This is a genomic window from Streptomyces sp. cf386 (genome assembly GCF_900103585.1).
Lineage (GTDB): Bacteria > Actinomycetota > Actinomycetes > Streptomycetales > Streptomycetaceae > Streptomyces.
In genome coordinates this window covers 309,420-335,351 of the sequence record NZ_FNHV01000006.1, presented here as the reverse complement: position 1 = coordinate 335,351, position 25,932 = coordinate 309,420, and the positions used below count along the sequence as shown (strand labels likewise).

Sequence of the window (25,932 nt, the reverse complement as noted above, 5' to 3'; positions counted from 1 at the left end):
CCCTATGAGGGGCGAACCCAGTTGCCCGAAGTGTGGTGGCCGGGTCAGGGCTCCCGGACTCTTCGCCGACACCTGGCAATGCGATGTGCACGGCACCGTGCATCCGGTGCAGCCCGTGATCCCGCCCAGCGTCGAGGCCCTCGGTGTGGTCGTGCATCGCACGCAGGTGCCGGTATGGATGCCGTGGCCGCTGCCGATCGGCTGGCTGTTCACGGGTGTCGCCAGCGCGGGCGACGACCGCAGCGGTGGCCGCGCGACCGCCGTGGCCTGCTCCGGACCCGGTCCGCTCGGCGGCATGGGCGAGATGATCCTGGTCGCCGAGGAACTCGGCGTCGGCCTCGGCGCGCGTTACGCGGGCACCGACGGGCCGGACCCGGGGCCGTACATCAACGTCGAGAAGCCGCCGCAGGCCAAGGTGCTGGCCGCCGGGCGTCCGACACCGCTGTGGCATGTGTCGGGTACGCCCGACGATCGTGCCGTGTTCGCGGGGGAGGCGCTCGGGATGTGGCTGTGGGCGGTCATGTGGCCCGAGCAGTCGGGGTTGCTGATGTACGACGAGCTGGTGCTGACGGATCTGCGGGATGCGGGGGCGGAGATAGAGCTGGTGCCTTGTGGGGCGTTGTCGCCGCGCTTGCTGGGGCCCTAGGGGCGGGTCGAGGGTCTGCGCCCGGAGTCCCGGGACTGGGCTGAGAGCTCATGTAGGGGGCGCTGCGGCATTTCGGGTGTGACAGGGGTCGTTGAAAATCCGGTTATCCTTGAGCGTCCCCATCCGTGCCGTCCCCGACTGGAGTCCGCGTCGTGCGCATTGACCTGCACACCCACTCCACCGCTTCCGACGGCACGGACACCCCGGCCGAGCTGGTGCGCAACGCCGCCGCGGCCGGGCTGGACGTCGTGGCGCTCACCGATCACGACACGACCCGTGGACACGCAGAGGCGATCGCGGCGCTGCCGCAGGGGCTCACCCTCGTCACCGGTGCCGAGCTGTCCTGCCGTATCGACGGCATCAGCATGCACATGCTGGCCTACCTGTTCGACCCGGAGGAGCCCGCGCTGCTCGCCGAGCGGGAACTGGTGCGGGACGACCGGGTGCCGCGGGCCAAGGGCATGATCGCGAAGCTCAACGAGCTGGGCGTGCCGGTCACCTGGGAGCAGGTGCTGCGGATCGCCGGCGACGGGTCCGTCGGCCGGCCGCACGTCGCGTCCGCGCTGGTCGAGCTCGGGGTCGTACCGACCGTGGGTGACGCCTTCACCGAGGACTGGCTGGCCGACGGCGGCCGGGCCTTCGTGGAGAAGCACGAGACCGACCCGTTCGAGGCGATCCGGCTGGTCAAGGCCGCCGGCGGCGTCACCGTCTTCGCGCACCCGGCCGCGAGCAAGCGGGGCCGTACGGTGCCGGAGTCCGCGATCGCCGAGCTGGCCTCCGCCGGGCTCGACGGCATCGAGGTCGACCACATGGACCACGACCCCGACACCCGTGCGCGGATGCGCGGGCTCGCGAAGGAGCTCGGGCTGCTGGCCACGGGGTCCAGTGACTACCACGGCAGCCGCAAGACCTGCGTGCTCGGTGAGTACACGACGGACCCCGAGGTGTACGGGGAGATCACGCGGCGGGCCACCGGAGCGTTTCCCGTCCCGGGGGCCGGCGGGGTCTAGGCCGGTCACCTTCACGTTCGTTCAGAGGCACCCGGCGCTGTCGGCTCTGCCCACCCGTTCCTCCCCCAGTGCCTCAAGGGCCTGGGGGGACCCCAGGGAACGACTGCCCACAGCGGTAGCGGCACGGCGCGGCCCAGCGCTTCGTGCCTGCCATCGCGCGTTTCGCTCACTCCTCAAGGCTCCCCTCCCCATGTTCGATCTCGCCGTTTTCGGCTCCCTCTTCCTGACCCTCTTCGTCATCATGGATCCTCCCGGGATCACCCCGATCTTCCTCGCGCTCACCTCCGGCCGGCCGGTCAAGGTGCAGAAGCGGATGGCCTTCCAGGCCGTCTGTGTGGCGGGCGGGGTGATCGCGGTCTTCGGGCTGCTCGGCCATCAGATCCTCGACTATCTGCATGTCTCCGTCCCCGCGCTGATGATCGCGGGCGGACTGCTGCTCCTGCTGATCGCGCTCGACCTGCTCACCGGCAAGACGGACGAGCCGAAGCAGACCAAGGACGTCAACGTCGCCCTCGTACCGCTTGGCATGCCGCTGCTGGCCGGGCCGGGTGCGATCGTGTCCGTCATCCTCGCCGTGCAGAAGGCCGACAGCGTGGCCACGCAGGTGTCGGTGTGGTCGGCGATCCTCGCCATCCATGTGGTGCTGTGGATCGTGATGCGGTACTCGCTGCTGATCATCCGGGTCATCAAGGACGGAGGCGTGGTCCTGGTGACGCGGCTCGCGGGCATGATGCTGTCGGCGATCGCCGTGCAGCAGATCATCAACGGGGTCACGCAGGTGATCCAGGGCGCCTGAGCCTGACGTATGCGCGAAGCCCCCGCACGGCCGTGGTGCCGTACGGGGGCTTCGAAGCTTCTGCGGTGATTCGCGTCTGTTATGAGGCCGTGGTCTCGGCCGGTCGGATCCACAGCCGCTGTCCGATCGCGGCGGCCTGCTGAACGATCCGGTTGACGGAGGCGGCGTCCACGACGGTGCTGTCCACGGGCGTGCCGTCGACCTCGTCGAGTCGCATGATTTCGAAGCGCATGGCTTCTCCCTTCGTCTGGTCATCCTCCTGAGGAGAACTACTTGGTTACACACGTAGTCAACGGGTTGCGTGTTACAAACATTCCCTACGCTAAGGAAATTTTTCGAACGGCTAACTACTGACCGGTAAGTGGTTGTCGAGGGATCAAGAGGAGACCGACCGGGACCGGTTGTGTTCGCAGCGTGACCGCCAGGACAATGGAGCCGATGAACGACGACCTCGCGGCACTCGCCGCCCGCATCGACCACACCAACGAGCTGCTGCAACGCATGCTCGCCGAGGTGGCGAAGACGCCCTCGACCCATGCGATCTTCGTCGACGCGGGCTATCTGTACGCCGCCGCGGGACGGCTGGTCGCCGGGACGGAGGACCGTCGGGCCTTCGATCTGGACGCCGAGGGGCTCATCGAGGCGCTCATCGACAGGGCGCGCACGATCTTCGCGGACAGCAGGCTGCTGCGGGTCTACTGGTACGACGGTGCGCGGCGCCGTATCCACACGGCGGAGCAGCAGTCGATCGCCGAACTCCCCGATGTGAAGGTCCGCCTCGGCAACCTCAACGCCAACAACCAGCAGAAGGGCGTCGACTCACTGATCCGGACCGACCTGGAGTCACTGGCCAGGCACCGTGCCATCAGCGACGCGGCCCTGCTCGGCGGCGACGAGGACCTGGTGTCGGCCGTCGAGGCCGCGCAGGGGTACGGCGCGCGGGTGCACCTGTGGGGCATCGAGGCGCCGGAGGGCCGTAACCAGGCCGAGCCCCTGCTCTGGGAGGTCGACAGCCAGCGCACCCTCGACCTCGACTTCTTCAAGCCGTACGTCTCCCGCCGCACCGCTGCCGCGTACGAGGCGGCGGGGGCGGCCCGGCCGACGCGGGAGGATGTCCGCTTCGTCGGCGCCCAGATCGCGGCGAAGTGGCTCGCGGCGAGGGGGCGGGAGTCGCTGGTCGAGCTGCTGCCCGGGCACCCGTACCTCCCCGGCTCGGTGGACCAGGACCTGCTGGTGGAGGCGGAGGGGCTGCTGCAGTACTCGCTGCGCGGACAGGCGGATCTGCGGCGGGCGTTGCGGGACGGGTTCTGGGAGCACCTTCAGGCGCAGTACTAGCCGTTCTGCTCGGAACTAGCCGTTCTGCTCGGAACTAGCCGTTCTGCTCGGACCGTCCGGCGACGCCGTTCACGCTGTCCCAGAAGTCGGCGACGGCCTGGGACGTGCGCAGGGGCTGGTCGGCGTTGGGGGAGTGCTCGGCGCCGGGGATGACCGTGCGGCGGGCCTTCAGGCGCGCGGCCATGTCGTCGAGGACCGGAACCGGCCAGGTGTCGTCACTGGCGCCCGACAGGACGTGGAACGGGAGCGGGAGGGCCGCGAGTTCGTCGACCCGGTCCGGCTCCGTGCACAACTGACGTCCCGTGGCGGTGAGTTGGGCGGGCTTGGTGCCGAGCCAGCGCCGGCGCAGCAGTTCCGGGCCGCCGATGCCGCGCGCCGGGCCGCCGACCTCCTCCGGCGGTCCCATGGCGAGGATCGCCTCCCAGGTCTCCTCCATGGTCATCACCGCGAGCGCGTCCCGCAGCAACTTCACGCGCTGCTGCTGGGAGTCGGAGATCTGGGCCGGTCCCGATGCCATGAGGGTGAGGGAGCGGAACGGCGCGTGGTCGCGGAGAACGGTCGCGCGGGCGATCTGGCCGCCCAGGGAGTGGCCGAGGAGGTGGAGGGGGGCGTTGTCCGTGCCGAGGGCTGCCGCCTGGGCGAGGACGTCCTGCGCCAACTCGCTCCGCGTGTAGGCGGATTCGTCGTCCTCCGGTCCGTCCGACTCATGCTGTCCGCGTCCGTCGACGGCGATGCTGCGGTAGCCGCGCTCCGCCAGCGGCTCGTGCATGAGCGTGAAGTCCTCCTTGCTGCCCGTGAATCCGGGGAGCAGCAGCGCGACGCCTCGTGGTTCGACGCCGGGGGCGGCGGGGTGGTCGACGACTGCGAAGGTGCCGCGAGAGGTGTGCAGGGGGTAGGCGCGGGCGTTCGGGGGCGGCGTGGAGGCGGGTTGGGTGGTCACGGGGGGAGGGTAGCGGGTGGGGGCGGGCGTGGGGTGGGCCGGTGCCCATGCCGACGGCCCGGCCCCACACGAGGTGGGACCGGGCCGTCGTACGGGAGATCAGCCCTCCGTGGGCTCCGCGGCAGCCGTGGCCTTGCGGGTGCGGCGCACCTTGGGCTTGGCCTCGGCCGCGCCGTCGGCGGCCTCCACGGTCGCCGCCGCCTTGCGGGTACGGCGGCGCGGGGCGGGTGCCTCCGTGGCCTCCGGCTCCTGGGTGGCCTGGGCCGGGATGTCGGCGGTCGCCGCGGTCTTGCGGGTGCGGCGTGCCTTGGGCTTGGCCTCGATGGCCTCGGCCGTGTCCACGGCGGACTCGGCGGTGGCCGCGGCCTTGCGGGTGCGCCGGGGCTTGGCCTCGGCGGCCTCCGGCTCCGCGACGGTCGCTGCGGCCTTGCGGGTACGGCGCGGCTTGGCCTCCACGGCCTCGGCCGTGTCCACGGCGGTGGCCGCGGCCTTGCGCGTACGCCGGGGCTTCGCCTCCACGGCCTCGGCCGTGTCGACGGCAGCCTCCGCCGCGGCGGTCGCCTTGCGCGTGCGGCGTGCCTTCGGCGCAGCCTCGGCGGCCTCCGGCTCCTGGGTCGTCTGGGCCGGGATGTCGGCGGTTTCGACGGTCGCCGCGGTCTTGCGGGTACGACGTGCCTTCGGCTTGGCCTCCACGGCCTCGGCCGTGTCCACGGCGGTCTCCGCGGCGGCGGTCACCTTGCGGGTACGACGTGCCTTCGGCGCGGCTTCGGCGGCCTCCGGAGCCGCTTCCGCGGTCTCCGTGGCAGCGGTCGCCTTGCGGGTGCGGCGTGCCTTCGGCTTGGTCTCGGCGGCCTCCGGAGCCGGCTGTACGGCCTCCGTGGTGCCCTCGGCCGTGGCGACCGCGGTCTCCGCCGTGGCCGCCGCCTTGCGGGTGCGGCGGCGCGGCTTGGCGGCCGGAGCCTCCTCGGGCTCGGTGGCCTGCGGAGCCGTGGCAGCCTCGGACGCCTGAACGGCCTCCGTGACCTTCGCGGCCTCCGTCTCCGGCGTCGCCCCGGCGTCAGCCGAAGTCGCCTGCGGCTCCGCCGACTTGCGCGTCCGGCGGCGTCGTGGCTTGGCCGGGGTCTCCTCGACGGTGTCCAGGGACGGGCCCTCCGCCGTCGCGACGGCTGCCTCCGCGGGGTCCGCGGACGTGGCCGTCACGGCAGGTGCCTGCTCCGGCGTCGCCCCGGCACGGGTGCGGCGCCGACGGCGCGGGGTGCGAGGCGCGGTGACGGCCTCGGCGGTCTCCTCCGGAGTGCCGGCACCGGCGGCGGGCGCCGGTGTCCCGTCCAGTGCGGATCCGCCGCGCGTACGGCGACGGCGACGCGGCGTACGCGCCGGGCGCTCGCGGTCCGACGACGCCTGGGAGTCGTCCCGGCCGCCACGGCCACCGCGACCGCGCGCACCGCGCCCGCCGGTCTCGCCGAGATCCTCCAGCTTCTCCGCCGCCAGCCCGGCGCGCGTGCGCTCCGAGCGGGGCAGGACGCCCTTGGTGCCCGCGGGGATGCTCAGTTCCTCGAAGAGGTGCGGGGACGTGGAGTACGTCTCCGGCGGGTCGTTGAAGTTCAGCTCCAGCGCCTTGTTGATGAGCTGCCAGCGCGGGATGTCGTCCCAGTCGACGAGCGTGATCGCCGTACCCGTGTTGCCCGCGCGGCCCGTACGGCCGATGCGGTGCAGGTACGTCTTCTCCTCTTCCGGCGACTGGTAGTTGATGACGTGCGTCACGCCCTCGACGTCGATGCCGCGCGCGGCGACGTCGGTGCAGACGAGGACGTCCACCTTGCCGTTGCGGAAGGCACGCAGCGCCTGCTCGCGGGCGCCCTGGCCGAGGTCGCCGTGGACCGCGCCGGAGGCGAAGCCGCGCTGCTGGAGCTGGTCGGCGAGGTCTGCCGCGGTGCGCTTCGTACGGCAGAAGACCATGGCCAGTCCCCGGCCGTCGGCCTGCAGTATGCGCGCGACCATCTCCGGCTTGTCCATGTTGTGTGCGCGGTAGACGTGCTGCGCGATGTTCGCGACCGTCGCGCCCTCGTCGTCCGGCGCGGTGGCGCGGATGTGGGTGGGCTGCGACATGTAGCGGCGCGCGAGGCCGATGACCGCGCCCGGCATGGTCGCCGAGAACAGCATGGTCTGGCGGCGGGCCGGCAGCATGTTGATGATCTTCTCGACGTCGGGCAGGAAGCCCAGGTCGAGCATCTCGTCGGCCTCGTCGAGGACGAGCGCCTTGATGTGCTTGAGGTTGAGCTTCTTCTGGCCCGCGAGGTCCAGCAGTCGGCCCGGGGTGCCGACGATCACGTCGACGCCCTTCTTCAGGGCCTCGACCTGGGGCTCGTAGGCCCGGCCGCCGTAGATCGCGAGAACGCGGACGTTACGTACCTTGCCCGCGGTCAGCAGGTCGTTGGTGACCTGCGTGCACAGCTCGCGCGTGGGGACGACGACGAGCGCCTGCGGGGCGTCGGTGAGGGACTCGGGCTTGGCGCGCCCGGCCTCCACGTCGGCGGGGACGGTGACGCGCTCCAGGAGCGGGAGGCCGAAGCCCAGCGTCTTGCCGGTGCCGGTCTTGGCCTGGCCGATGACGTCCGTGCCGGAGAGGGCGACGGGGAGGGTCATCTCCTGGATGGGGAAGGGGTTGACGATGCCGACGGCTTCAAGGGCCTCGGCGGTCTCGGGAAAGATCCCGAGCTCTCGGAAAGTCGTAGTCAGGGTGCTGCCTCTTCTGTGTACGCGGTGCGAGGCGAGCGCGGGGGTCTTTGACGGACCGTGCCGGGGGACGTCGGCTGCCGTACGGTCGGGCCGTAAGGCACGGGACCACTGCCGACGCTCTAGCGCTCGTACCGCTGAGGGTGTCCCTCCGGTCGTCGTACGCACAGTGCCGTACGGCCGGGGAGGGCTGTCGGGTCGGAGCCGATCGGGCCACCGACCGGGCATCCTCATAACGTGCGGCCCGTCGAGTACATCAAGGTACTCAGCGGGCGCATTACCACCATACCCCGGAAACGCGCACATGCGATGGCCGAATTGGTCACGTAGTCGGCGTCACAGTGATTGACCAGGGACTTCCGTGACACGGTGAGCGGGCTATTGTGCGCTTCATGACGACGCCTGACAACACCCCTGACGCCGCTGACACCGCTGACTCCACCGTCGAACACACCGGGGTCGCCGCCCAGGACTGGGCGCAGGCCTCCGCCGATCCGCAGTACCGGGCCGCTGTCGTGGACCTGCTCGGCGCGCTGGCCTACGGGGAGCTGGCGGCGTTCGAGCGGCTGGCGGAGGACGCCAAGCTGGCGCCGACGCTGGCGGACAAGGCGGAGCTGGCGAAGATGGCGTCGGCGGAGTTCCACCACTACGAGAAGCTGCGGGACCGGCTGACGGAGATCGGGGCCGAGCCGACGGAGGCCATGGAGCCGTTCGTCGCCGCGCTGGACGGGTTCCACAAGCAGACGGCGCCGTCGGACTGGCTGGAGGGGCTCGTCAAGGCGTACGTCGGTGACTCGATCGCCAGTGACTTCTACCGGGAGGTCGCGGCCCGGCTCGACTCGGACTCGCGGGGGCTGGTGCTGGCCGTGCTCGACGACACGGGGCACGCGTCGTTCGCCGTGGAGAAGGTGCGGGCGGCCATCGATGCCGATCCGCGGGTGGGTGGGCGTCTTGCGCTGTGGGCCCGGCGGCTGATGGGGGAGGCCCTGTCGCAGTCCCAGCGGGTGGTTGCCGATCGGGATGCGCTGTCCACGATGCTGGTGGGTGGGGTCGCGGACGGGTTCGATCTCGCGGAGGTCGGGAAGATGTTCTCGCGGATCACTGAGGCGCACACCAAGCGGATGGCTGCGCTGGGGCTCGCTGCCTAGGGCGCGGTCCCGCTCTGGGGGCTGCCGCCCCCAGACCCCCGCTTCGGCCCTTGCGGGGCCTTGTCCTCGAACGCCGGACGGGCTGACATTGCCTGGACCGGCGTCGAGACGTGGCCGTCAGGCTTCCGGCGGCCGGTCGTCCTCAGGGTCTACGCGGTCGCCGAGTGTCGGCTCAGTCTTCCCGCGGGGCGTACCAGCAGGGAGAGAGAGGCGGCGGAGACCACTGCCGAGCCGATGAGGATCACGAAGAGGTTGCCGAAGTCCAGTGCGGTGTGCGTGATGAAGGCGCCGAAGAGGGCGCCGGCGACACCTGTCGGCAGGACGAGGGAGCGGGTGGGCAGGCGGTGCGGCATGCGGTGGGCCGCGGCCAAGGCCAGCGCCAGGCCTAGGATCGCGGAGCTGAGCGCTTCCAAGAGCATGTTGGGGTCCCTCCCACATGGCCGACCTGCTCGAAACGGTCGTAGGCCGTCATACCCCTGACCTGCGGAATGCAATCCTCCTCTGTGATCGACTTGTGAGCCATCCGTGGAGACGGATACGGAGACGGATACAGAGACGGGAGGGGCCCGGCGACCGTTGGTCGCCGGGCCCCTCCCGTCTTGCTCTGCCTGCCGCTGCTGGCTACAGCGCGCCGAAGCCCACCTTGCGCGGGGCCGGCTCACCGAGCTCCACATACGCGAGACGGTCGGCCGGGACCAGGACCTTGCGGCCGTGCTCGTCCACGAGGCTCAGCAGCTGAGACTTCCCGGCCAGCGCCTCGGACACCGCCCGCTCGACCTCCTCGGCACTCTGACCGCTCTCCAGAACGATCTCGCGGGGCGCGTGCTGCACGCCGATCTTGACCTCCACGGCTATGTCCCTCCGACGGTCAGTGAAGTGCGCGACCTTTACGCGCCGTACCCAGCACACATTAGCCCGGTGAGGGGACGTACACCCTCCGCCCAAGAACGCCAGGAGCGAACAGTGGACGGGAACAAACGCCCCGCACACGCGCGTACGCGTCGGCCGCGCTCAGCGGCGCGGGCTCAGTGGTGCTCGATGCCGTGCAGCGGGAAGCCCGCGATGCCGCGCCACGCCAGGGACGTCAGCAGCTGCACCGCCTGGTCGCGCGGCACGCTGCGGTCGCTGTGCAGCCACGATCGGGCCACCACCTGGGCGAGTCCGCCGAGGCCGGAGGCGAGCAGCATCGACTCCGCGCGCGAGAGGCCGGTGTCCTCGGCGATGACCTCGCAGATCGCCTCCGCGCACTCGTTCGTGACCTTGTCGACGCGCTCGCGCACCGCCGGCTCGTTCGTCAGGTCCGACTCGAAGACCAGGCGGAAGGCGCCGCCGTCGTCCTCGACGTACGCGAAGTACGCGTCCATCGTCGCCCGCACGCGCTGCTTGTTGTCGGTCGTCGACGCGAGCGCGTTGCGTACGGACTGGATGAGGGACTCGCAGTGCTGGTCCAGCAGCGCGAGATAGAGGTCGAGCTTGCCCGGGAAGTGCTGGTAGAGCACCGGCTTGCTCACGCCGGCGCGCTCGGCGATGTCGTCCATCGCTGCAGCGTGGTAGCCCTGCGCGACGAACACCTCCTGGGCAGCACCCAGGAGCTGGTTCCGTCGGGCACGGCGCGGCAGGCGAGTGCCCCGCGGGCGTGCCGCCTCTGTCTGCTCGATGGCTGTCACGCCGCCTCCCAATGTCGTCCACATGCGGTGTGCGCCGCGTCGCCATCGTACTTTTCGGTAACCCGGGTGTGCGCGGTGCGAGCGCAGAATTTCACGGACCGGACAGCGACGAAAGCCCCGCAGAAGGTTTGAAATCGGGGTGAAGCGGTCAGCAAGCGGTCTCTTTCCTGCTCAACGGCATCACTTTCTTGCTCAACGGCCGCACAAGTGCGCACATGTCGCCGGTGGCCGTCGTCGATTCACCGGTAGTCGTCCTCGTCGATGGAGACGACGCGGGCCTGTTCGATCAGATCGGCCTCGTTGGCCCGGTCCTGGTTCGCGCCGGTCGGCCGGTCGTCGCGATCGAGCCTGACATCGGCGTGCTGTTCGGCCGCGTCGGCCGCGGGGGCCTCGACGTCGTACTCCTCGGCTTCCTCGGTGTCGTCGTCCGTGAATGTCTCGGGGTCGGTGGGATCGACGGCCATGGCGGGCTCCCTTCCTGGAACGTCCCCGTGGGGCACGACGTCCATGGGTGAAGCAGGGGTCCACATACGGGTGCCCTGCGTACGAGCCTAGGAGACACCGGTTCGGGACGCTATGCGATCCGCGGGGTATATGCGGGGGATTTGCGGGCGATTCCGGCGTGCCCCGCATGGCCGAATGTTTGCCATGTACGTGCCGAGTTGTGATGGCGAACACATGAACCATGGCGTGATCGTCTCGTAACATTGCCGCATGTCTTCGACCGAGCTGCCGTCCGTGTCGGCCGCCAATGTGCTCCCCAAGGTGGCGACCGTAAGGGTCGCCGAAGGGGAGCGGCTTCGATCGGTCGGGCTGCCGGGGATCACGCTGACGGTGCGTTCGAGACCGCCCGCGCGCGAGGGGCTTCCGCCCGCGCTGTACGTCCATGGGCTCGGCGGCTCCTCGCAGAACTGGTCGGCGCTGATGCAGCAGCTCGAGGGCCACGTCGACGGTGAGGCCGTCGACCTGCCGGGCTTCGGAGACTCGCCACCGCCGGATGACGGCGACTACTCGATCACCGCGCACGCACGCGCGGTGATCCGCTATCTGGACGCCTCCGACCGCGGCCCCGTCCACCTCTTCGGCAACTCGCTCGGCGGAGCGGTCACGACACGGGTCGCCGCGGTGCGCCCCGACCTGGTCCGTTCGCTCACCCTCGTGTCGCCCGCGCTGCCCGAGATCCGCGTCCAGCGCACCGCCGTGCCCACGGCGCTGCTCGCGGTGCCCGGCGTGACGGCACTCTTCACCCGCTTCACCAGGCAGTGGACGGCCGAGCAGCGGGTCCGTGGCGTGCTGCACCTGTGCTACGGCGACCCCGGGCGGGTGTCGTCCGAGGCGCTCCGCAACGCGGTCGAGGAGATGGAACGGCGACTGCAACTGCCGTATTTCTGGGACGCGATGACGCGTTCCGCGCGCGGACTGGTCAACGCCTACACGCTGAGCGGCCAGCACGCGCTGTGGCGCCAGGCCGAGCGGGTGCTGGCGCCGACGCTGCTCATCTACGGCGGCCGGGACCAGCTCGTCGGCCACCGCATGAGCCAGAAGGCCGCGCGCACCTTCCGTGACTCCCGCCTGCTGAGCCTGCCGGAGGCCGGGCACGTGGCGATGATGGAGTACCCGGAGGTGGTCGCCCGGGCGTTCCGGGAACTCCTCGCGGAGGCGGTGGAGTCGGACGCCGACCCGCAGGTCGCGGGCGAGGACGACGCCGTCACCGAGAGCGCGGGGAGCTGAGGCGCGACGTGGGACGGCACAGCCGCCGCGGTTCCGCCGCCAAGCGGGACACCGCGGACACAACTGCACGACAGGGCTCTCGGGGAGCACAGCCGGAGGCGGGCGCGGACCGGCGGGGACCGTCTGCGCCGGGCCCGGGCCCCGGCCCTGGCAGGGCTCCGGCTTCCCGGCCGGGGATGGCGCCAGGGGCGGGCCAGGGAGCTTGGCCGCAGTCCGGTGGTCCGGGCGGGCCAGGTGGCCCCGGCGGACAGCCCGGTGGGCCCGGCGGTCGCCGGGTGCCAGGCCAGGCGCCCGGCCGGCCGGGGATGCCGGCGGGTGGGCCCCCGGCGTACGGAGGGCGTGGCTTCCAGGACGGCACTCCCGCGCAGGGGGTACCGCGGCTGCCCGACGGGACGCCTGCGCACGGCTTCCCGGGGTTCCCTGACGGCACGCCTGCCCATGGCTTCCCGAGGTTCCCCGACGGCACGCCCGCGCACGGCTTCCCGGGGCTGCCCGACGGCACGCCCGCCCATGGCATGCCGAGGTTCCCCGACGGCACGCCCGCGCACGGGGTCCCCCGTCTCCCTGACGGCACCCCCGCCCATGGCACCCCTCTGATACGCGGCGGCCACCCCGAGCAGCGTGAAGCCGGTGGTGGCTGGGGCGAGTTGAGGGGGCAGCCCGGGGTCGCCCAGGGCGGTCCCGCGCCGGCCGGCGCTCCGCCCGGGACCGGGGTTCCCCTGCCGCGGCCCCGGCAGGCACCGCCGTCCGAAGGGCCTCGGCAGGACTACGTCGACGCCTTCGGTGGGGACGTCGACGTCTTCGCGCCCCGTACGTCCGACTCCGGGCACGCCGCCGACCCGTACGGCTCCGTCACCGACTGGGATCCCGGGACCGGTGTCGGCGTCCCGAACGACACCGACCGTGACGACGACGCCCCGCCGACCGGCGAGCCCGTGCCGGCGAAGGGCGCCAAGGGCCGGGCCTTCACCGGCATCGCGGCCGCCGCCGTCGTGACCGTGCTGGCCGTCGTGGTCGCCGGGCAGGTCACGAAGGGGCGGGACGACAGCGACGTACAGTCACAGTCCGCCACCGATCAGGCGCGGGACGCCCGTGACCCGGCCTCGGGCGGGGGCGGGCTGCCGACGCCGTCCGGTTCGCCGAGCGCGACGCCGCTGACGTATGAGCAGGCGATGGGCGAGAAGTACGCGCTCAGCGCGAAGCTCAAGGGCTCGGGGAAGTTCGATGCTGTCCCGGGGATCGCCAAGGCGCCCGGCACGGGGCAGAAGATCACTTATCGCGTGGATGTGGAGCAGGGGCTCGGCCTTGACGCCGAACTCTTCGCCGAGGCCGTGCAGAAGACCCTCAACGACGACCGGAGCTGGGCACACAACGGCGCCCGCACCTTCGAGCGCATCTACTCCGGCACGCCCAAATTCGTGATCACGCTGGCCAGCCCCGGCACCACCGCCGACTGGTGCGCCAAGTCCGGACTCGACACCACCGAGGACAACGTCTCGTGCAACTCGACCGCCACCGAGCGCGTGATGATCAACGCGTACAGATGGGCGCAGGGGTCGGAGACATACGGTGACCAGATATACGCGTACCGGCAGATGCTGATCAACCACGAGGTCGGCCACCGGCTCGGCTTCCCCCATGTCACCTGCGACAAGGACGGCGACCTCGCGCCCGTCATGCAGCAGCAGACCAAGTTCCTCGACCGCAATGGAATCCACTGCCGGGCCAATCCCTGGGCGTATCCCGGGAGTTGACGGATGACTCACACGTCACATTGACATGTGCAGCTTGTTCGTACATATTTCTGCACATGTCGACCCGTCACACCTCCTCTCGCGCCGCCATCGAGCTGGCGCTCATTGGTGTGACCGCTCTGTGCGTGGCCGACATTCACTGTCGCTGACGCCCGCCGCCTGGCGTTCGCGTCGCGATCTTCTTTCTTGCCACTCCTGTGAGTCGCCGACGGGTCTCTGATCCCGCGGCTCGTCCAGGGGTTTCGACGACCTGACGCCGGGGCGGATGTCTGCCCCTTTCCGTCTCACTCCGCGTCAATCTGTCTCGCTATTCGAGACTCATCATTCCGAGAGGTCGTCTCCGATGCGTCAACCGTCCGTCATAGCGCGCCGCGTGGCCGCGGCAACCGTCAGCCTGGTCGTGGCAGCGGGCGCCGCCGCCTGCGGGCCTGACGACAACGATGCCAAGAGTGCCGGCGGCGACTCCACGCCCCACAAGGGCGGCACGCTCACGGTCCTGAACCGCGATCCGCAGCAGGACTTCGACCCCGCCCGTCTGTACACCTCCGGCGGCGGAAACGTCCCTTCGCTCGTCTTCCGCACCCTCACCACCCGCAACCGCGAGAACGGCGAGACCGGCGCCGAGGTCGTCCCCGACCTCGCCACCGACACCGGGCGCCCGAACAAGGACGCGACGGTGTGGACGTACACCCTCAAGGAGGGGCTGAAGTACGAGGACGGCACCCCGATCACCTCGGCCGGCATCAAGTACGGCATTGAGCGCTCCTTCGCCCCCGAACTGTCCGGCGGCGCCCCCTACTTGAGGGACTGGCTGGTCGGCGCGGCCGACTACCAGGGGCCGTACAAGGACAAGAAGGGCCTGTCCGCGATCGAGACGCCGGACGAGCGGACCATCGTCTTCCATCTCAACAAGCCCGAGGGCGAGTTCCCCTACCTCGCCACGCAGACGCAGTTCACGCCGGTGCCGAAGGACAAGGACACCGGTACGAAGTACGAGGAGCACCCGGTCTCGTCGGGGCCGTACAAGGTCGTCAAGAACGAGAACGACGGTGAGCACCTCGTCCTGGAGCGCAACACGCACTGGTCCGCCTCGACGGACGACGAGCGCAAGGCGTACCCCGACAAGATCGACGTGCGGTCCGGGCTCGACTCGTCCGTGATCAACCAGCGGCTGTCCTCGTCCCAGGGCGTGGACGCCGCCGCGGTCACCACGGACACCAACCTCGGGCCCGCCGAGCTGGCCAAGGTGACCGGTGACAAGGAGCTGGCCGCTCGTGTCGGTACCGGGCACTTCGGCTACACCAACTACATCGCCTTCAACCCGACGGTCAAGCCGTTCGACAACGCCAAGGTGCGGCAGGCGATCTCGTACGCCATCGACCGGTCGTCCGTGGTCAACGCCGCGGGTGGCTCCGCGCTGGCCGAGTCCGCCACCACCTTCCTGCCGGACCAGAAGTCCTTCGGCTACACGGCGTACGACCACTTCCCGGCGGGCAAGGCCGGTGACCCGGCCAAGGCCAAGGAGCTGCTGAAGGAGGCCGGTCACGCGAACGGACTGACCGTCACCCTGACCCACTCCAACGCCCAGGACTTCGAGACCAGCCCCGAGATCGCGACCGCGATCCAGGACGCGCTGAAGAAGGCCGGCATCACGGTCAAGCTCCAGGGTCTGGAGGAGAACGACTACTCCGACAAGATCCACAACGTGAAGACCGAGCCAGGCTTCTTCCTCGCGCACTGGGGTGCCGACTGGCCCTCCGGCGGTCCCTTCCTCGCGCCGATCTTCGATGGTCGGCAGATCGTCAAGGACGGCGCGAACTTCAACACGGGCCTGCTCGATGACAAGTCGGTCAATGCCGAAATCGACGCGATCAACAAGTTGACCGATCTGGACGCCGCCGCCAAGCGGTGGGGTGCGCTGGACAAGAAGATCGGCGAGCAGGCGCTGACCGTGCCGCTGTTCCACCCGGTCTACAAGCGGCTGTACGGCGAGGACATCAAGAACGTCGTCATCAGTGACTGGACCGGTGTGCTGGACATCTCCCAGGTCGCGGTGAAGTAGCGCCGTGAGTGAGGCAGTTCTCGCCGTCGAGGCTCCCGGGGCGTCCGCTCCGGGGGCCTCGGGGGCTCGTCCGTTCTGGCGGCGGCTGCGGACGCAGCGCGCCGCCCTCGTCGCGGCGGTCGTCGTCGCGCTGCTCGTCCTGGTCGCGCTCGCCGCGCCGCTGCTCACCGCGATCGAGGGTCAGGACCCGACCACCTACCACCCGTCGCTCGTCGACTCCGCGCGCGGGGGCGTGCCCATCGGGTCGTTCGGGGGCATCAGCGGCGACCACTGGCTCGGCGTCGAACCGCAGACCGGGCGCGATCTGTTCGCGCGGCTGGTCTACGGCGCGCGCGTGTCGCTCGGGGTCGCGCTGGCGGCGACGGTCGTGCAGCTCCTGCTGGGCATCGTCATCGGCGTCGCGGCCGGGCTGGGCAACCGCTGGGTGGACCTCGTCCTGACCCGGGTCGCCGACATCTTCGTGGCGATGCCCCTGATGGTCGTCGCGCTCGCCCTGCTCGCCATCGTGCCCACGAGCTTCCCGCGCCCCGTCCTGGTCGCGCTGGTCGTCGGGCTGGTCTCCGGCTGGGGCACGCTCGCCAAGATGGTGCGCGCGCAGACGCTCACCCTCAAACAGCTCGACTACGTCGCCGCCGCCCGGCTCAGCGGCTGGGGCACCGTCCGGATCGCGCGCCGCGAACTGCTTCCCGGACTCGCGGCCCCGGTCATCACCTTCGCGGCGATCCTCGTCCCGACCAACATCACCGTCGAGGCGGCCCTGTCCTTCCTCGGCGTGGGCGTGAAGCCGCCGACGCCCTCCTGGGGGCAGATGCTCACCTCCGCGGACGTCTGGTACCAGGCGGCACCGCAGTATCTGCTGCTGCCCGCGGGCGCGCTGTTCGTGACCGTCCTCGCCCTCACCGTGCTCGGCGACGGCGTACGCACGGCCCTCGACCCCCGCGCGGCCTCGCGGTTGCGGGTCGGGACGGGCCGCAAGCGGGAGAACGAGGGAGGTGCGCTGTGAGCGGATTCGCCGGCTTCGTCCTGCGTCGCGCCGTCGGCGCCGTGGTCACCCTCCTCGCCCTCTCCGTGGTCATCTACGTCGTCTTCTACGTCACCCCCGGCAACGTCGCCCAGATCACCTGCGGCCCGCGCTGCTCGCCGGCCCAGGTGCAGCAGGTCGCCGAGCAACTGCACCTCGACGACCCGCTGTACACGCGCTACTGGCACTTCCTGCAGGGCCTCCTCGTCGGCCAGGACTACTCCACCGGCACCTCGGTCCAGCACTGCTCGGCGCCCTGCCTCGGGCTGTCGTACCAGAGCGACCAGCAGGTCACGTCGCTGATCCTGGCGAAGCTGCCGGTCACGGCCTCGCTCGCGCTCGGCGCCATGGTGCTGTGGCTGGTCATCGGCGTCGGTACCGGCGTGCTGTCGGTGTGGCGACGCGGCCGGCTCACCGAGCGGCTGCTGACCACGCTCACCCTCGCGGGCATGTCCACGCCCGTCTTCGTCATCGGCCTCGTGCTGATGATCGTCGTCTGCGGCCAGTTGGAGCTGCTGCCCTTCCCGCAGTACGTCGCCTTCACCGACGACCCCGAACAGTGGGCCTGGAACCTCCTGCTGCCCTGGCTGTCCCTCGCGCTCATCGAGTCCGCGACATACGCCCGACTGACCCGGGCCTCGATGCTGGAGACCCTCGCCGAGGACCATGTGCGCACCTTCCGGGCCTACGGCGTCGGGGAGCGGGCGATCATCTGGCGGCACGCCCTGCGCGGCGCGGTGGCCCCGCTCATCGCCGTGAACGCCAACAACATCGGCGTGCTGTTCGGCGGGGCCGTGCTCACCGAGACGCTGTTCGGCCTGCCCGGCATCGGCCAGGAGATGGTCGAGGCGGTCAAGGTCGTCGACCTGCCGGTGGTCGTCGGCATGGTCCTGGTGACCGGCTTCTTCGTGGTCCTCGCGGGCGCCGTCGCGGACGTCCTGTACGCGGTGGCCGACCGACGGGTGGTGCTGGTATGAGCGACGCCGGGAAGGCTTCTTCCGGGAGCCTCGTCGAAGTGACCGACCTGACGGTCGAGTTCGGGTTCCTGCGCGCCGTCGACGGCCTCACCTTCCGGCTGGAGCGCGGCGCCGCCCTCGCCCTCGTCGGCGAGTCCGGCTCCGGCAAGTCCACGGTCGCCTCGGCCCTGCTGGGGCTGCACCGGGGCACGGGTGCGCGGGTAGGCGGTGCGATCGACGTGGCGGGCGTCGACGTACAGAAGGCGCCGGAGGAGGCGCTGCGGCGGCTGCGCGGCGGGAAGGCGGCGATGGTCTTCCAGGACCCGCTGTCGTCCCTCGACCCGTACTACGCCATCGGCGACCAGATCGCCGAGGTGTACCGCGTGCACGCGCGCGTGTCCCGGCGAACGGCACGCGCGCGTGCCGTCGAGGTACTGGACCGGGTCGGCATTCCGGACGCCGTACGGCGATCCCGTTCGCGCCCGCACGAGTTCAGCGGCGGCATGCGCCAGCGTGCCCTCATCGCCATGGCGCTGGCCTGCGAGCCCGACCTGCTCATCGCCGACGAGCCGACGACCGCGCTCGACGTGACCGTCCAGGCCCAGATCCTCGACCTGCTGCACAGGCTGCGCGAGGAGACCGGCATGGGGCTCCTCCTCGTCACGCACGATGTCGGCGTCGCCGCCGAGAGCGTCGACGAGGTGCTGGTGATGCGGCACGGGCGGGCGGTGGAGCACGGGCCGGTCGCCGACGTACTGGGGGCGCCCGCCCAGCCGTACACGCGCGAGCTGCTCGGCGCGGTTCCGCGTGTGGATGCACCTCGCGCCGTCTCCGGGCCGGGCGAGGGGCCTACGGACGTCGTCCTGGAAGCGAGCGGCCTCCGGCGTGAATTCGGGCGCGGGAAGCGGGCGTTCGCGGCGGTGGACGACGTGTCGCTGACGATCCACCGCGGCGAGACCCTCGGGATCGTGGGGGAGAGCGGCAGCGGCAAGACGACGCTGGGACGCATGCTGGTCGGCCTTCTGGAGCCGACGGCGGGAGAGGTCCGTTACGACGGCCACGCGCGCGTGGGCGTGAATCCCGCGGTGCAGATGGTCTTCCAGGACCCCGTCTCCTCCCTCAACCCGCGCCGCAGCGTGGGCGAGTCGATCGCCGACCCGCTCCGCGCGCGTGGGGAGCTCGACGACGGGCGCATCCGGGGGCGTGTGCGGGAACTGCTGGAGCGTGTGGGGCTCGAACCGGCGCACTTCGACCGCTACCCGCACGAGTTCAGCGGAGGCCAGCGTCAGCGCGTGGGCATCGCGCGGGCACTCGCGGCCGAGCCGCGCCTCATCGTCTGCGACGAGCCCGTCTCCGCGCTCGACGTCACCACCCAGGCCCAGGTGGTCGCCCTGCTCGGCGAGTTGCAGCGTGAACTCGGACTCGCGCTCGTCTTCGTCGCGCACGACCTTGCCGTCGTACGCCAGGTCAGCGACCGGGTCGCGGTGATGCGGCGCGGGCGGATCGTCGAGGAGGGGCCCGCGGACGAGGTGTACGACAGCCCGCAGGACCCGTACACCAAGCAGCTCCTGGCCGCCGTACCCGCGCTCGACCCGCGGATCGCGGCCCAGCGGCGGGCCGCGCGACGGGAGTTGGCCGTGGTGTGACCGTCCGGGCCGGTCCTGGGTGACCGCCGTTCATGTGTGACGATCCGTGCGCGTTTGATCTCCTAGCGCGACGGAACGCGACCCGCACGGGAAAGTTACGACCGTTCACCCCTTTTGGTGGCGCGATGGACAACCGTCCGTCGCGCCACCGCCTTGTCCGCTTACGTTCGTCCCGCTTGAGCCGCCGGGGGAACGGCGGCTCCCTTATGGGAGATCGGGGGTGTACTCGTGCGCATCGGACTGATTGCGGAGGGTGGCTATCCGTATGTGAGCGGTGACGCCAGGCTCTGGTGCGACCGGCTCGTGCGCGGGCTCGGGCAGCACGAGTTCGACATCTACGCGCTCAGCCGCAGCGAGCGCCAGGAGGCCGAGGGCTGGGTCCCGCTGCCACCGCAGGTCGGCAGGGTGCGTACGGCGCCCTTGTGGACGGCCGAGGACGACGGGGTGGTCTACGGGCGGCGCGCACGCCGACGGTTCGCCGAGTGCTACGGCGAGTTGGTGGCCGTGCTCTGTGCCGGCGGCGCCATGGGGGGTTCCGGGGTCTGCGAGGACGCGTCGGCCACTGAGGCGGACCGTTTCGGCAACGCGCTGTACGCACTCGCCGAACTTGCCCGCGACGAGGGTGGGTTGGTGGGAGCGCTCCGCTCCGAAGCCGCCGTACGCGCCCTGGAGCGCGCCTGTCGAGCGCGCGGTGCGCTGAGTGCGGCGCGTGAGGCGCGCGTACCCGATCTGCTGGCCGTCACCGCGCAGGTGGAACGTGCCCTGCGCCCCCTCTCGCTCGACTGGTACGAGGACGACGGCCTGGGCTCGGTCGATCTCTGCCACGCCGCGTCCGGCGGCTCGGCGGCCCTGCCCGGCCTGCTCGCCCACCACTTCTGCGACGTACCGCTGCTGCTGACCGAGTACGGCGTCCGGCTCCGCACGCACTACCTGGCCGCAGGCGGGTCCTCGCCCGCCGTACGCGCCCTGCTCGCCGCCTTCCACGGCAGGCTCGCCGCCGAGACCTACGCCCGGGCCACCCTCATCACCCCCGGCAACGGCCACGCCCGCCGCTGGCAGGAGCGCTGCGGCGCCGACCGCGAGAAGCTCCGCACGGTCTACCCCGGCATGGACGCCACCCGTTTCGCGGAGGTCGGCGAGGCTCCGGAGTGCGCGGACCCGGACACGCTCGTCTGGGTCGGCCGGGTCGAACCCGCCAAGGATCTGGTGTCGTTGCTCCACGCCTTCGCGGAGGTCCGCAAGGAGGAGCCGAAGACCCGCCTGCGGATCGTCGGCACTTCGGCCGGCCCCTCGGGCCCCGAGGGCGCCGCCTACCTCGGACACTGCAAGGCGCTGGCCGCACAGCTCTTCCCCGACGAGGCGGAGGGCCCGCACAGGGTCGGCGACAACCCCGTCTCCTTCGAGGAGATCGGCGGCCCGGAGATCCCGGCCCTCGCCGACGCCCACGCCTCGGGCGCCGTGACCGTCCTGTCCAGCGTCGTCGAGGGTTTCCCGATCGGGCTGGTCGAGGCCATGCTCTGCGGTCGCGCGACGGTGTCCACCGACGTCGGCGCGGTGGTGGAGGTCATCGGTGGCACCGGTCTCGTCGTACCGCCGCGCAACCCACGGGCGCTCGCTGAGGCCTGCGTGGCGCTGTTGCGTGACCCCGAGCGCCGTGAGCGCCTGGGCGCGGCCGCACGCGCGCGTGCGCTCGAACTGTTCACCGTCGAGCAGAACATCACGGCATTTCACGGCATTTACCTGGAGATCGTCTCACGCACACCGGTCCGCCGAGTCGTCCTGGACGAGGCCGGAGCCCCCCTGCCCTTCGCCGTCCCCGCCGAGGCCCACGTCCCCGGCCGCTGGACCGAGCGCCCGACACGCCTGGTGGCTCGCGGCGGCCCGGCCCGCCCGACGGCAGCCCCCGTACGCGCCACCGCGCTGCCCGCCACGGAGGGAGCGCGATGAGCGGCCTCGGAGGACTGGACCGCCCAGGGGTCCCGACCAGCCCCGGAGCATGGGACGAACGGTCGGGGGAGTGGCTCGGAGCAGAGCCGCACACACGCGAAGACGGAGCCGATACGCACCCCGATGCCGCCGGAGCCGACGGGTCCTTCACGGCCAGGGAGGCAGCCGTCGCCGGCGCCGGCAAGCGCTCCACCACCGCCCCTGAGCCAACCGGCGCCGGTTCTCGACCGGCCCCCACCCGCAGGACCGGCGCCGACCCCGTGAAGGCGCTGATGCACCGCCACCGCGAACTGTGCGAACGCGCGGTGGATCCCCTGGAGATCGCGGCGGGCCTCGAAGCCCACGGCGTCACCGACCGCACCGCCGCACGCTTCCTGCACCGGGACGTCTTCTCCCTGGCGGAGGAGATGTACGCCCGAGTGCCCCGAGACGCCGAGACATCGACCGGCGTCCCGCCCCTGATCACCCCCCGCGCCCGCGCCGACTGGCTTCTGCTCACCCTCCTCCCCGGAGCCTCGTGCGCGGCAGCCATGACCGCCCTGCACCTCACCCACGGCCAGTCCCGCCTGATCGCGGCCGCCGTGGGGGCCCTCGCCGTGGCCCTCGCCCTGCGCGCGGCCCTGGCCCGGGGCCCGCTCGCCGCCACGGACCGCACGAACCCGACGGCCACCCGCACCTCCTGGCTCATCGCCTACTCCCTCCTGGGCGACGGGCTCCTTCGCGCAGCCGCCACCGGAGGCCCCGACACCCTCCCCACCGGCACCGCCGACGGTCCCTGGCCCCTCGCCACCGCCCCCGTCCTGGCTCTCACCCTCTCCTGCGCCCCCGCGGCCTGGTGCGCCCACCTCTTCGCCGTACGGGCCCGCCGCAAACTGTCGGCCAGCCGAGCCCTGGAGGAGTTCGCAACCTCCGCAAAGCCCCTGCTCCTTGGCACCTTCGCCCTCTATCTCGGCGCTCTGACAGCCCTGCTGGCCCTGACCGCCACCGTCCTGGACGAGCCGGCCGCCTACCTCCAGAGCCTCACCCTGGGCGCCCTCCTGTTCCTCGCCCGCCTCCTCACCACCCACGGCTTCACGCACGCCCCCGCACTCGTCCTCACGGCCGCGGCCTCAGCCGAGGCAACGGCCCTGGCCGCCCTCTTCGCGGCCCGCCTCCCGGGCTGCGGCTGGCTGGCAACCCCCGTACAGGCCCTGATCGACACATGGGGTCCGGTCGCCGTCCCCACCATCGCCTGCGGTGCGGGCGCGCTGGCCCTCCTGCTCCACGCCACACGCACCCTCACGAGGGCGTCGGCACACGCAACGCAGGACCAGCCGTGGTGACGCGCCGGCAAGCCCCACCAGGCGCCCACACGCGCGCCGAAGTGCCCCTTCCTGAAGTCCCTCTCCCTGAAGCATGTGAAGGAGAACCCCAAATGATCACCTCCCGACCCGACCACCCCTCGGCCACGGGAGCCGCCCGATGAGAGTCCTGCTGATCGGAGCCAACGGCTACCTAGGCCGCTTCGTGGCCGACCGCCTCCTCGCCGACCCCGCGGTCCAACTCACCGCGCTGGGCCGCGGCGACGACGCCGACGTCCGCTTCGACCTCGCGTCCGGCAGTCCCGGCGCCCTCACCCGCTTCCTCGACGCGGTCCACCCCGGTGTCGTCATCAACTGCGCCGGCGCCACCCGAGGCGGTGCCCGCGAACTCACCCGCCACAACACCGTCGCCGTCGCCACCGTCTGCGAGGCCCTGCGGCGCAGCGGCTGCGGTGCCCGCCTCGTCCAGATCGGCTGCGGCGCCGAGTACGGCCCGAGCCAGCCCGGTTCCTCCACGGCCGAGGACTCCGTCCCCCGCCCCGGCGGCCCGTACGGCGTCAGCAAACTCGCCGCCACCGAACTGGTCCTGGGCTCCGGCCTGGACGCCGTGGTCCTGAGGGTCTTCTCACCCGCAGGCCCCGGCACCCCCGCCGGCTCCCCTCTCGGCCGCCTCGCCGAGGCCATGCGTCGCGCCATGCAGTCCGGCGACGGCGAGCTCAAACTCACCGGCCTCGGCGCCCAGCGCGACTTCATCGACGTCCGCGATGTGGCTCGCGCCGTGCACGCCGCCTCGCTCTCCGCGGCGCAGGGCGTCATCAACATCGGCTCCGGCCGCGCCGTCCGCCTCCGCGACGCCGCCGCGGTCCTCGCCCGGGTGGCCGGATACGGCGGCGCCCTCCATGAACTCGACGGCCCGCCCGGCCCGTTGCGGCCCACCATCGGCCACCCGCGCGGCGACTCGGACCACATGTCCCATGTGGGACAGGCGGCCCATCCGGGACACGCCTCCCCGGCCGCGTACCCGTACCCGGACGGCTGCGGCAGCTGGCAGCAGGCCGATGTGCGCACCGCCCGCGACCGGCTCGGCTGGCGCCCCCGCATCAACCTCGAAGAGTCACTCGGTGACATCTGGATGGAGGCGGCATGCCGTATCTGACCGGCACCACACCGACCGCATCGAGCACAGACCTCCGCACCGGCCTCGGCATCCCCGGCTACGCACACCCCCTTCTCGCCCCCACCGAGTGGGGCGAACTCACCCGTCCCGGCACTCCGGTGCAGTGGGTCGTCCTGAACGTCGCCGACGGCCCCGGTGCCCGCCCCGACTCTCACTGTCTGCAGGCCGTCGAACGGCTCCGCACCGCGGGAGTCCGTGTCCTCGGCCATCTCGACACGGCACGGCTCGGCACGGCGCATCTCGGCACGGCCTCCGGCGCGCGTGCCTTCGGGGAGGTGATCTCCGAGGCGCACCGGTACCTCGACTGGTACCGGGTCGAAGGCTTCCTCCTGGACCGCTGCCCGACCGACAGCGCCGCGCTGCCCGAGATCCGCCGCACGGCCACCTCGCTCCGTGCGCTGCGTGACAAGGCCCACATCGTCCTCGGCCACGGCACCCACCCGCACCCCGGATACGCCGAGTGCGCCGACCAACTGGTCACCTTCCGGGGCTCGTGGAGCGACTACCGCTGGTCGCAGGTGGCGGAGTGGACGGCCGACTACCCGCCCGACCGCTTCTGCCACTTCGTCCACGGTGTGCCCCTCGGCCATCTCGACGAGGCACTGCGTATCGCCCGCTGGCAGGGCGCCTCGACGATCTGGTTCACCGACCGCACGGACCGCGGCGGACGCAGCGACCCCTGGGAGACCCTGCCCGGCTACTGGGACGAAATCGTCTCGCGGATCGGAACAGGTGTCTCGGAATGAAAAAGGCCATGGCACTGTTACGGAGAGAACAAATGTAGTGATCGACCGACCAACGGAGTCCCCGTGTCGCTGCCACCCCTGGTCGAGCCGGCCCCCGAGCTCACCGTAGACGAGGTTCGCAGGTACTCCCGCCACCTGATCATCCCCGATGTCGGGATGGACGGGCAGAAGCGGCTGAAGAACGCCAAGGTGCTGGCTGTGGGCGCCGGCGGCCTGGGCTCGCCGGCGCTGATGTACCTGGCCGCCGCGGGCGTCGGCACGCTCGGCATCGTGGAGTTCGACGAGGTCGACGAGTCGAACCTGCAGCGCCAGATCATCCACAGCCAGGCCGACATCGGCCGCTCCAAGGCCGAGTCCGCCCGTGACTCCGTCCTCGGCATCAACCCGTACGTGAACGTGATCCTTCACGAGGAGCGGCTCGAGGCCGACAACGTGATGGACATCTTCAGCCAGTACGACCTGATCGTCGACGGCACGGACAACTTCGCGACCCGCTACCTGGTCAACGACGCCTGCGTGCTGCTGAACAAGCCGTACGTGTGGGGCTCGATCTACCGCTTCGACGGTCAGGCCTCCGTCTTCTGGTCCGAGCACGGCCCCTGCTACCGCTGCCTCTACCCGGAGCCCCCGCCGCCGGGCATGGTCCCCTCCTGCGCCGAGGGCGGTGTCCTGGGCGTGCTGTGCGCGTCCATCGGCTCCATCCAGGTCACCGAGGCCATCAAGGTCCTCACCGGCACCGGCGAGCCGCTGGTCGGCCGTCTGATGATCTACGACGCCCTGGAGATGCAGTACCGCCAGGTCAAGGTCCGCAAGGACCCGAACTGCGCGGTCTGCGGCGAGAACCCGACCGTCACTGAGCTCATCGACTACGAGGCCTTCTGCGGCGTCGTCTCCGAGGAGGCCCAGGAGGCGGCCGCCGGCTCCACGATCACTCCCAAGCAGCTCAAGGAGTGGATCGACGACGGCGAGAACATCGAGATCATCGACGTCCGCGAGATCAACGAGTACGAGATCGTCTCGATCCCCGGCGCCAAGCTGATCCCCAAGAACGAGTTCCTCATGGGCACCGCCCTGGAGAGCCTCCCCCAGGACAAGAAGATCGTCCTGCACTGCAAGACGGGTGTCCGCAGTGCGGAGGTCCTCGCGGTCCTGAAGTCCGCGGGCTTCGCCGACGCGGTGCACGTCGGTGGCGGTGTGATCGGCTGGGTCAACCAGATCGAGCCGAGCAAGCCGATCTACTGAGCGGCCGGCCCCGCCCGTGAGGCGGGCCTCGCTCCGGCGGCGGGGGCTTCGCGCACCATGGGTGCCCGAGG

Annotated in this window: 24 protein-coding genes; 17 read left to right on the top strand and 7 right to left on the bottom strand. The window is 71.3% G+C overall.

Features of this window, described 5'->3' with window-relative positions; all coding sequences use genetic code 11:
• Positions 1-4 precede the first annotated feature (4 nt).
• From BLU79_RS17845 to BLU79_RS17835, 3 genes are all read left to right on the top strand, one after another.
• Complete coding sequence (locus BLU79_RS17845; RefSeq protein WP_093906766.1) at positions 5-646, top strand: DUF6758 family protein; 642 nt, start codon at positions 5-7, stop codon at positions 644-646.
• A 152-nt stretch (positions 647-798) separates the two neighbouring features.
• Positions 799-1,656: a PHP domain-containing protein gene (locus BLU79_RS17840; protein WP_093906765.1), complete on the top strand. Its 858-nt coding sequence runs from the start codon at positions 799-801 to the stop codon at positions 1,654-1,656.
• Between the two features lie 190 nt (positions 1,657-1,846).
• Positions 1,847-2,452 (top strand): MarC family protein, encoded by a 606-nt coding sequence (locus BLU79_RS17835; RefSeq protein WP_093906764.1) that lies wholly within the window; start codon positions 1,847-1,849, stop codon positions 2,450-2,452.
• 79 nt (positions 2,453-2,531) lie between these two features.
• Here the strand turns inward: BLU79_RS17835 and BLU79_RS17830 are convergent, their stop codons facing one another.
• Positions 2,532-2,684, bottom strand: a complete 153-nt coding sequence (locus tag BLU79_RS17830; protein WP_093906763.1) for a hypothetical protein — start codon at positions 2,682-2,684, stop codon at positions 2,532-2,534.
• Positions 2,685-2,890: 206 nt separating this feature from the next.
• On the opposite strand from BLU79_RS17830, the gene BLU79_RS17825 reads away from it, so the two are divergent.
• Positions 2,891-3,787, top strand: coding sequence for an NYN domain-containing protein (locus BLU79_RS17825; protein ID WP_177001059.1), 897 nt, complete (start codon positions 2,891-2,893; stop codon positions 3,785-3,787).
• Positions 3,788-3,821: 34 nt separating this feature from the next.
• Here the strand turns inward: BLU79_RS17825 and BLU79_RS17820 are convergent, their stop codons facing one another.
• Complete coding sequence (locus BLU79_RS17820) at positions 3,822-4,727, bottom strand: alpha/beta fold hydrolase (protein ID WP_093906761.1); 906 nt, start codon at positions 4,725-4,727, stop codon at positions 3,822-3,824.
• Between the two features lie 99 nt (positions 4,728-4,826).
• A complete protein-coding gene (locus BLU79_RS17815; protein ID WP_093906760.1) occupies positions 4,827-7,373 on the bottom strand; it encodes a DEAD/DEAH box helicase in 2,547 nt (848 codons plus the stop codon).
• A gap of 482 nt (positions 7,374-7,855) precedes the next feature.
• Here BLU79_RS17815 and BLU79_RS17805 point away from each other — a divergent pair, with 482 nt between their 5' ends.
• Positions 7,856-8,611, top strand: coding sequence for a ferritin-like fold-containing protein (locus BLU79_RS17805; RefSeq protein ID WP_371131881.1), 756 nt, complete (start codon positions 7,856-7,858; stop codon positions 8,609-8,611).
• Positions 8,612-8,760: 149 nt separating this feature from the next.
• On the opposite strand, the gene BLU79_RS17800 is transcribed toward BLU79_RS17805, so the two are convergent.
• The 4 genes from BLU79_RS17800 to BLU79_RS17785 all read right to left on the bottom strand — a co-directional run bounded on the left by BLU79_RS17800 (position 8,761) and on the right by BLU79_RS17785 (position 10,742).
• Entirely contained in the window at positions 8,761-9,030 is a 270-nt protein-coding gene (locus BLU79_RS17800) for a hypothetical protein (protein WP_093906757.1), read from the bottom strand.
• Between the two features lie 202 nt (positions 9,031-9,232).
• The gene (locus tag BLU79_RS17795; protein ID WP_019754243.1) at positions 9,233-9,460 is read right to left on the bottom strand and encodes a DUF3107 domain-containing protein; all 228 of its coding nucleotides are present in this window, start codon (positions 9,458-9,460) and stop codon (positions 9,233-9,235) included.
• Positions 9,461-9,636: 176 nt separating this feature from the next.
• Positions 9,637-10,278 (bottom strand): TetR/AcrR family transcriptional regulator, encoded by a 642-nt coding sequence (locus BLU79_RS17790; protein ID WP_093906756.1) that lies wholly within the window; start codon positions 10,276-10,278, stop codon positions 9,637-9,639.
• A gap of 239 nt (positions 10,279-10,517) precedes the next feature.
• The gene (locus BLU79_RS17785; RefSeq protein ID WP_093906755.1) at positions 10,518-10,742 is read right to left on the bottom strand and encodes a hypothetical protein; all 225 of its coding nucleotides are present in this window, start codon (positions 10,740-10,742) and stop codon (positions 10,518-10,520) included.
• Between the two features lie 250 nt (positions 10,743-10,992).
• Between BLU79_RS17785 and BLU79_RS17780 the strand changes: the two genes are divergently transcribed.
• The 12 genes from BLU79_RS17780 to moeZ all read left to right on the top strand — a co-directional run bounded on the left by BLU79_RS17780 (position 10,993) and on the right by moeZ (position 25,861).
• Entirely contained in the window at positions 10,993-12,009 is a 1,017-nt protein-coding gene (locus tag BLU79_RS17780) for an alpha/beta fold hydrolase (protein WP_093906754.1), read from the top strand.
• A gap of 8 nt (positions 12,010-12,017) precedes the next feature.
• Positions 12,018-13,763 (top strand): DUF3152 domain-containing protein, encoded by a 1,746-nt coding sequence (locus tag BLU79_RS17775; RefSeq protein ID WP_093906753.1) that lies wholly within the window; start codon positions 12,018-12,020, stop codon positions 13,761-13,763.
• Between the two features lie 56 nt (positions 13,764-13,819).
• A complete protein-coding gene (locus BLU79_RS50010; protein ID WP_323377644.1) occupies positions 13,820-13,912 on the top strand; it encodes an Ms4533A family Cys-rich leader peptide in 93 nt (30 codons plus the stop codon).
• 194 nt (positions 13,913-14,106) lie between these two features.
• Positions 14,107-15,825, top strand: a complete 1,719-nt coding sequence (locus BLU79_RS17770) for an ABC transporter substrate-binding protein (protein WP_093906752.1) — start codon at positions 14,107-14,109, stop codon at positions 15,823-15,825.
• 4 nt (positions 15,826-15,829) lie between these two features.
• Entirely contained in the window at positions 15,830-16,828 is a 999-nt protein-coding gene (locus tag BLU79_RS17765; RefSeq protein WP_093906751.1) for an ABC transporter permease, read from the top strand.
• Positions 16,825-17,823: an ABC transporter permease gene (locus BLU79_RS17760; protein ID WP_093906750.1), complete on the top strand. Its 999-nt coding sequence runs from the start codon at positions 16,825-16,827 to the stop codon at positions 17,821-17,823. The genes BLU79_RS17765 and BLU79_RS17760 overlap by 4 nt, the downstream gene beginning before the upstream one ends.
• Positions 17,820-19,448 carry a dipeptide ABC transporter ATP-binding protein gene (locus BLU79_RS17755; protein ID WP_093906749.1) on the top strand — a complete coding sequence of 543 codons (1,629 nt, stop codon included), beginning with the start codon at positions 17,820-17,822 and terminating at the stop codon, positions 19,446-19,448. Before BLU79_RS17760 ends, BLU79_RS17755 begins: the two co-directional genes overlap by 4 nt.
• A 228-nt stretch (positions 19,449-19,676) precedes the next feature.
• Positions 19,677-21,395 (top strand): DUF3492 domain-containing protein, encoded by a 1,719-nt coding sequence (locus tag BLU79_RS17750; protein WP_093906748.1) that lies wholly within the window; start codon positions 19,677-19,679, stop codon positions 21,393-21,395.
• Entirely contained in the window at positions 21,392-22,717 is a 1,326-nt protein-coding gene (locus BLU79_RS17745; protein ID WP_093906747.1) for a hypothetical protein, read from the top strand. The genes BLU79_RS17750 and BLU79_RS17745 overlap by 4 nt, the downstream gene beginning before the upstream one ends.
• A 139-nt stretch (positions 22,718-22,856) precedes the next feature.
• Positions 22,857-23,852: an NAD-dependent epimerase/dehydratase family protein gene (locus tag BLU79_RS17740; RefSeq protein WP_093906746.1), complete on the top strand. Its 996-nt coding sequence runs from the start codon at positions 22,857-22,859 to the stop codon at positions 23,850-23,852.
• Entirely contained in the window at positions 23,840-24,619 is a 780-nt protein-coding gene (locus tag BLU79_RS17735) for a spherulation-specific family 4 protein (RefSeq protein ID WP_093906745.1), read from the top strand. Before BLU79_RS17740 ends, BLU79_RS17735 begins: the two co-directional genes overlap by 13 nt.
• A gap of 63 nt (positions 24,620-24,682) precedes the next feature.
• The gene (moeZ, locus tag BLU79_RS17730) at positions 24,683-25,861 is read left to right on the top strand and encodes an adenylyltransferase/sulfurtransferase MoeZ (protein ID WP_093906744.1); all 1,179 of its coding nucleotides are present in this window, start codon (positions 24,683-24,685) and stop codon (positions 25,859-25,861) included.
• Positions 25,862-25,932 lie beyond the last annotated feature (71 nt).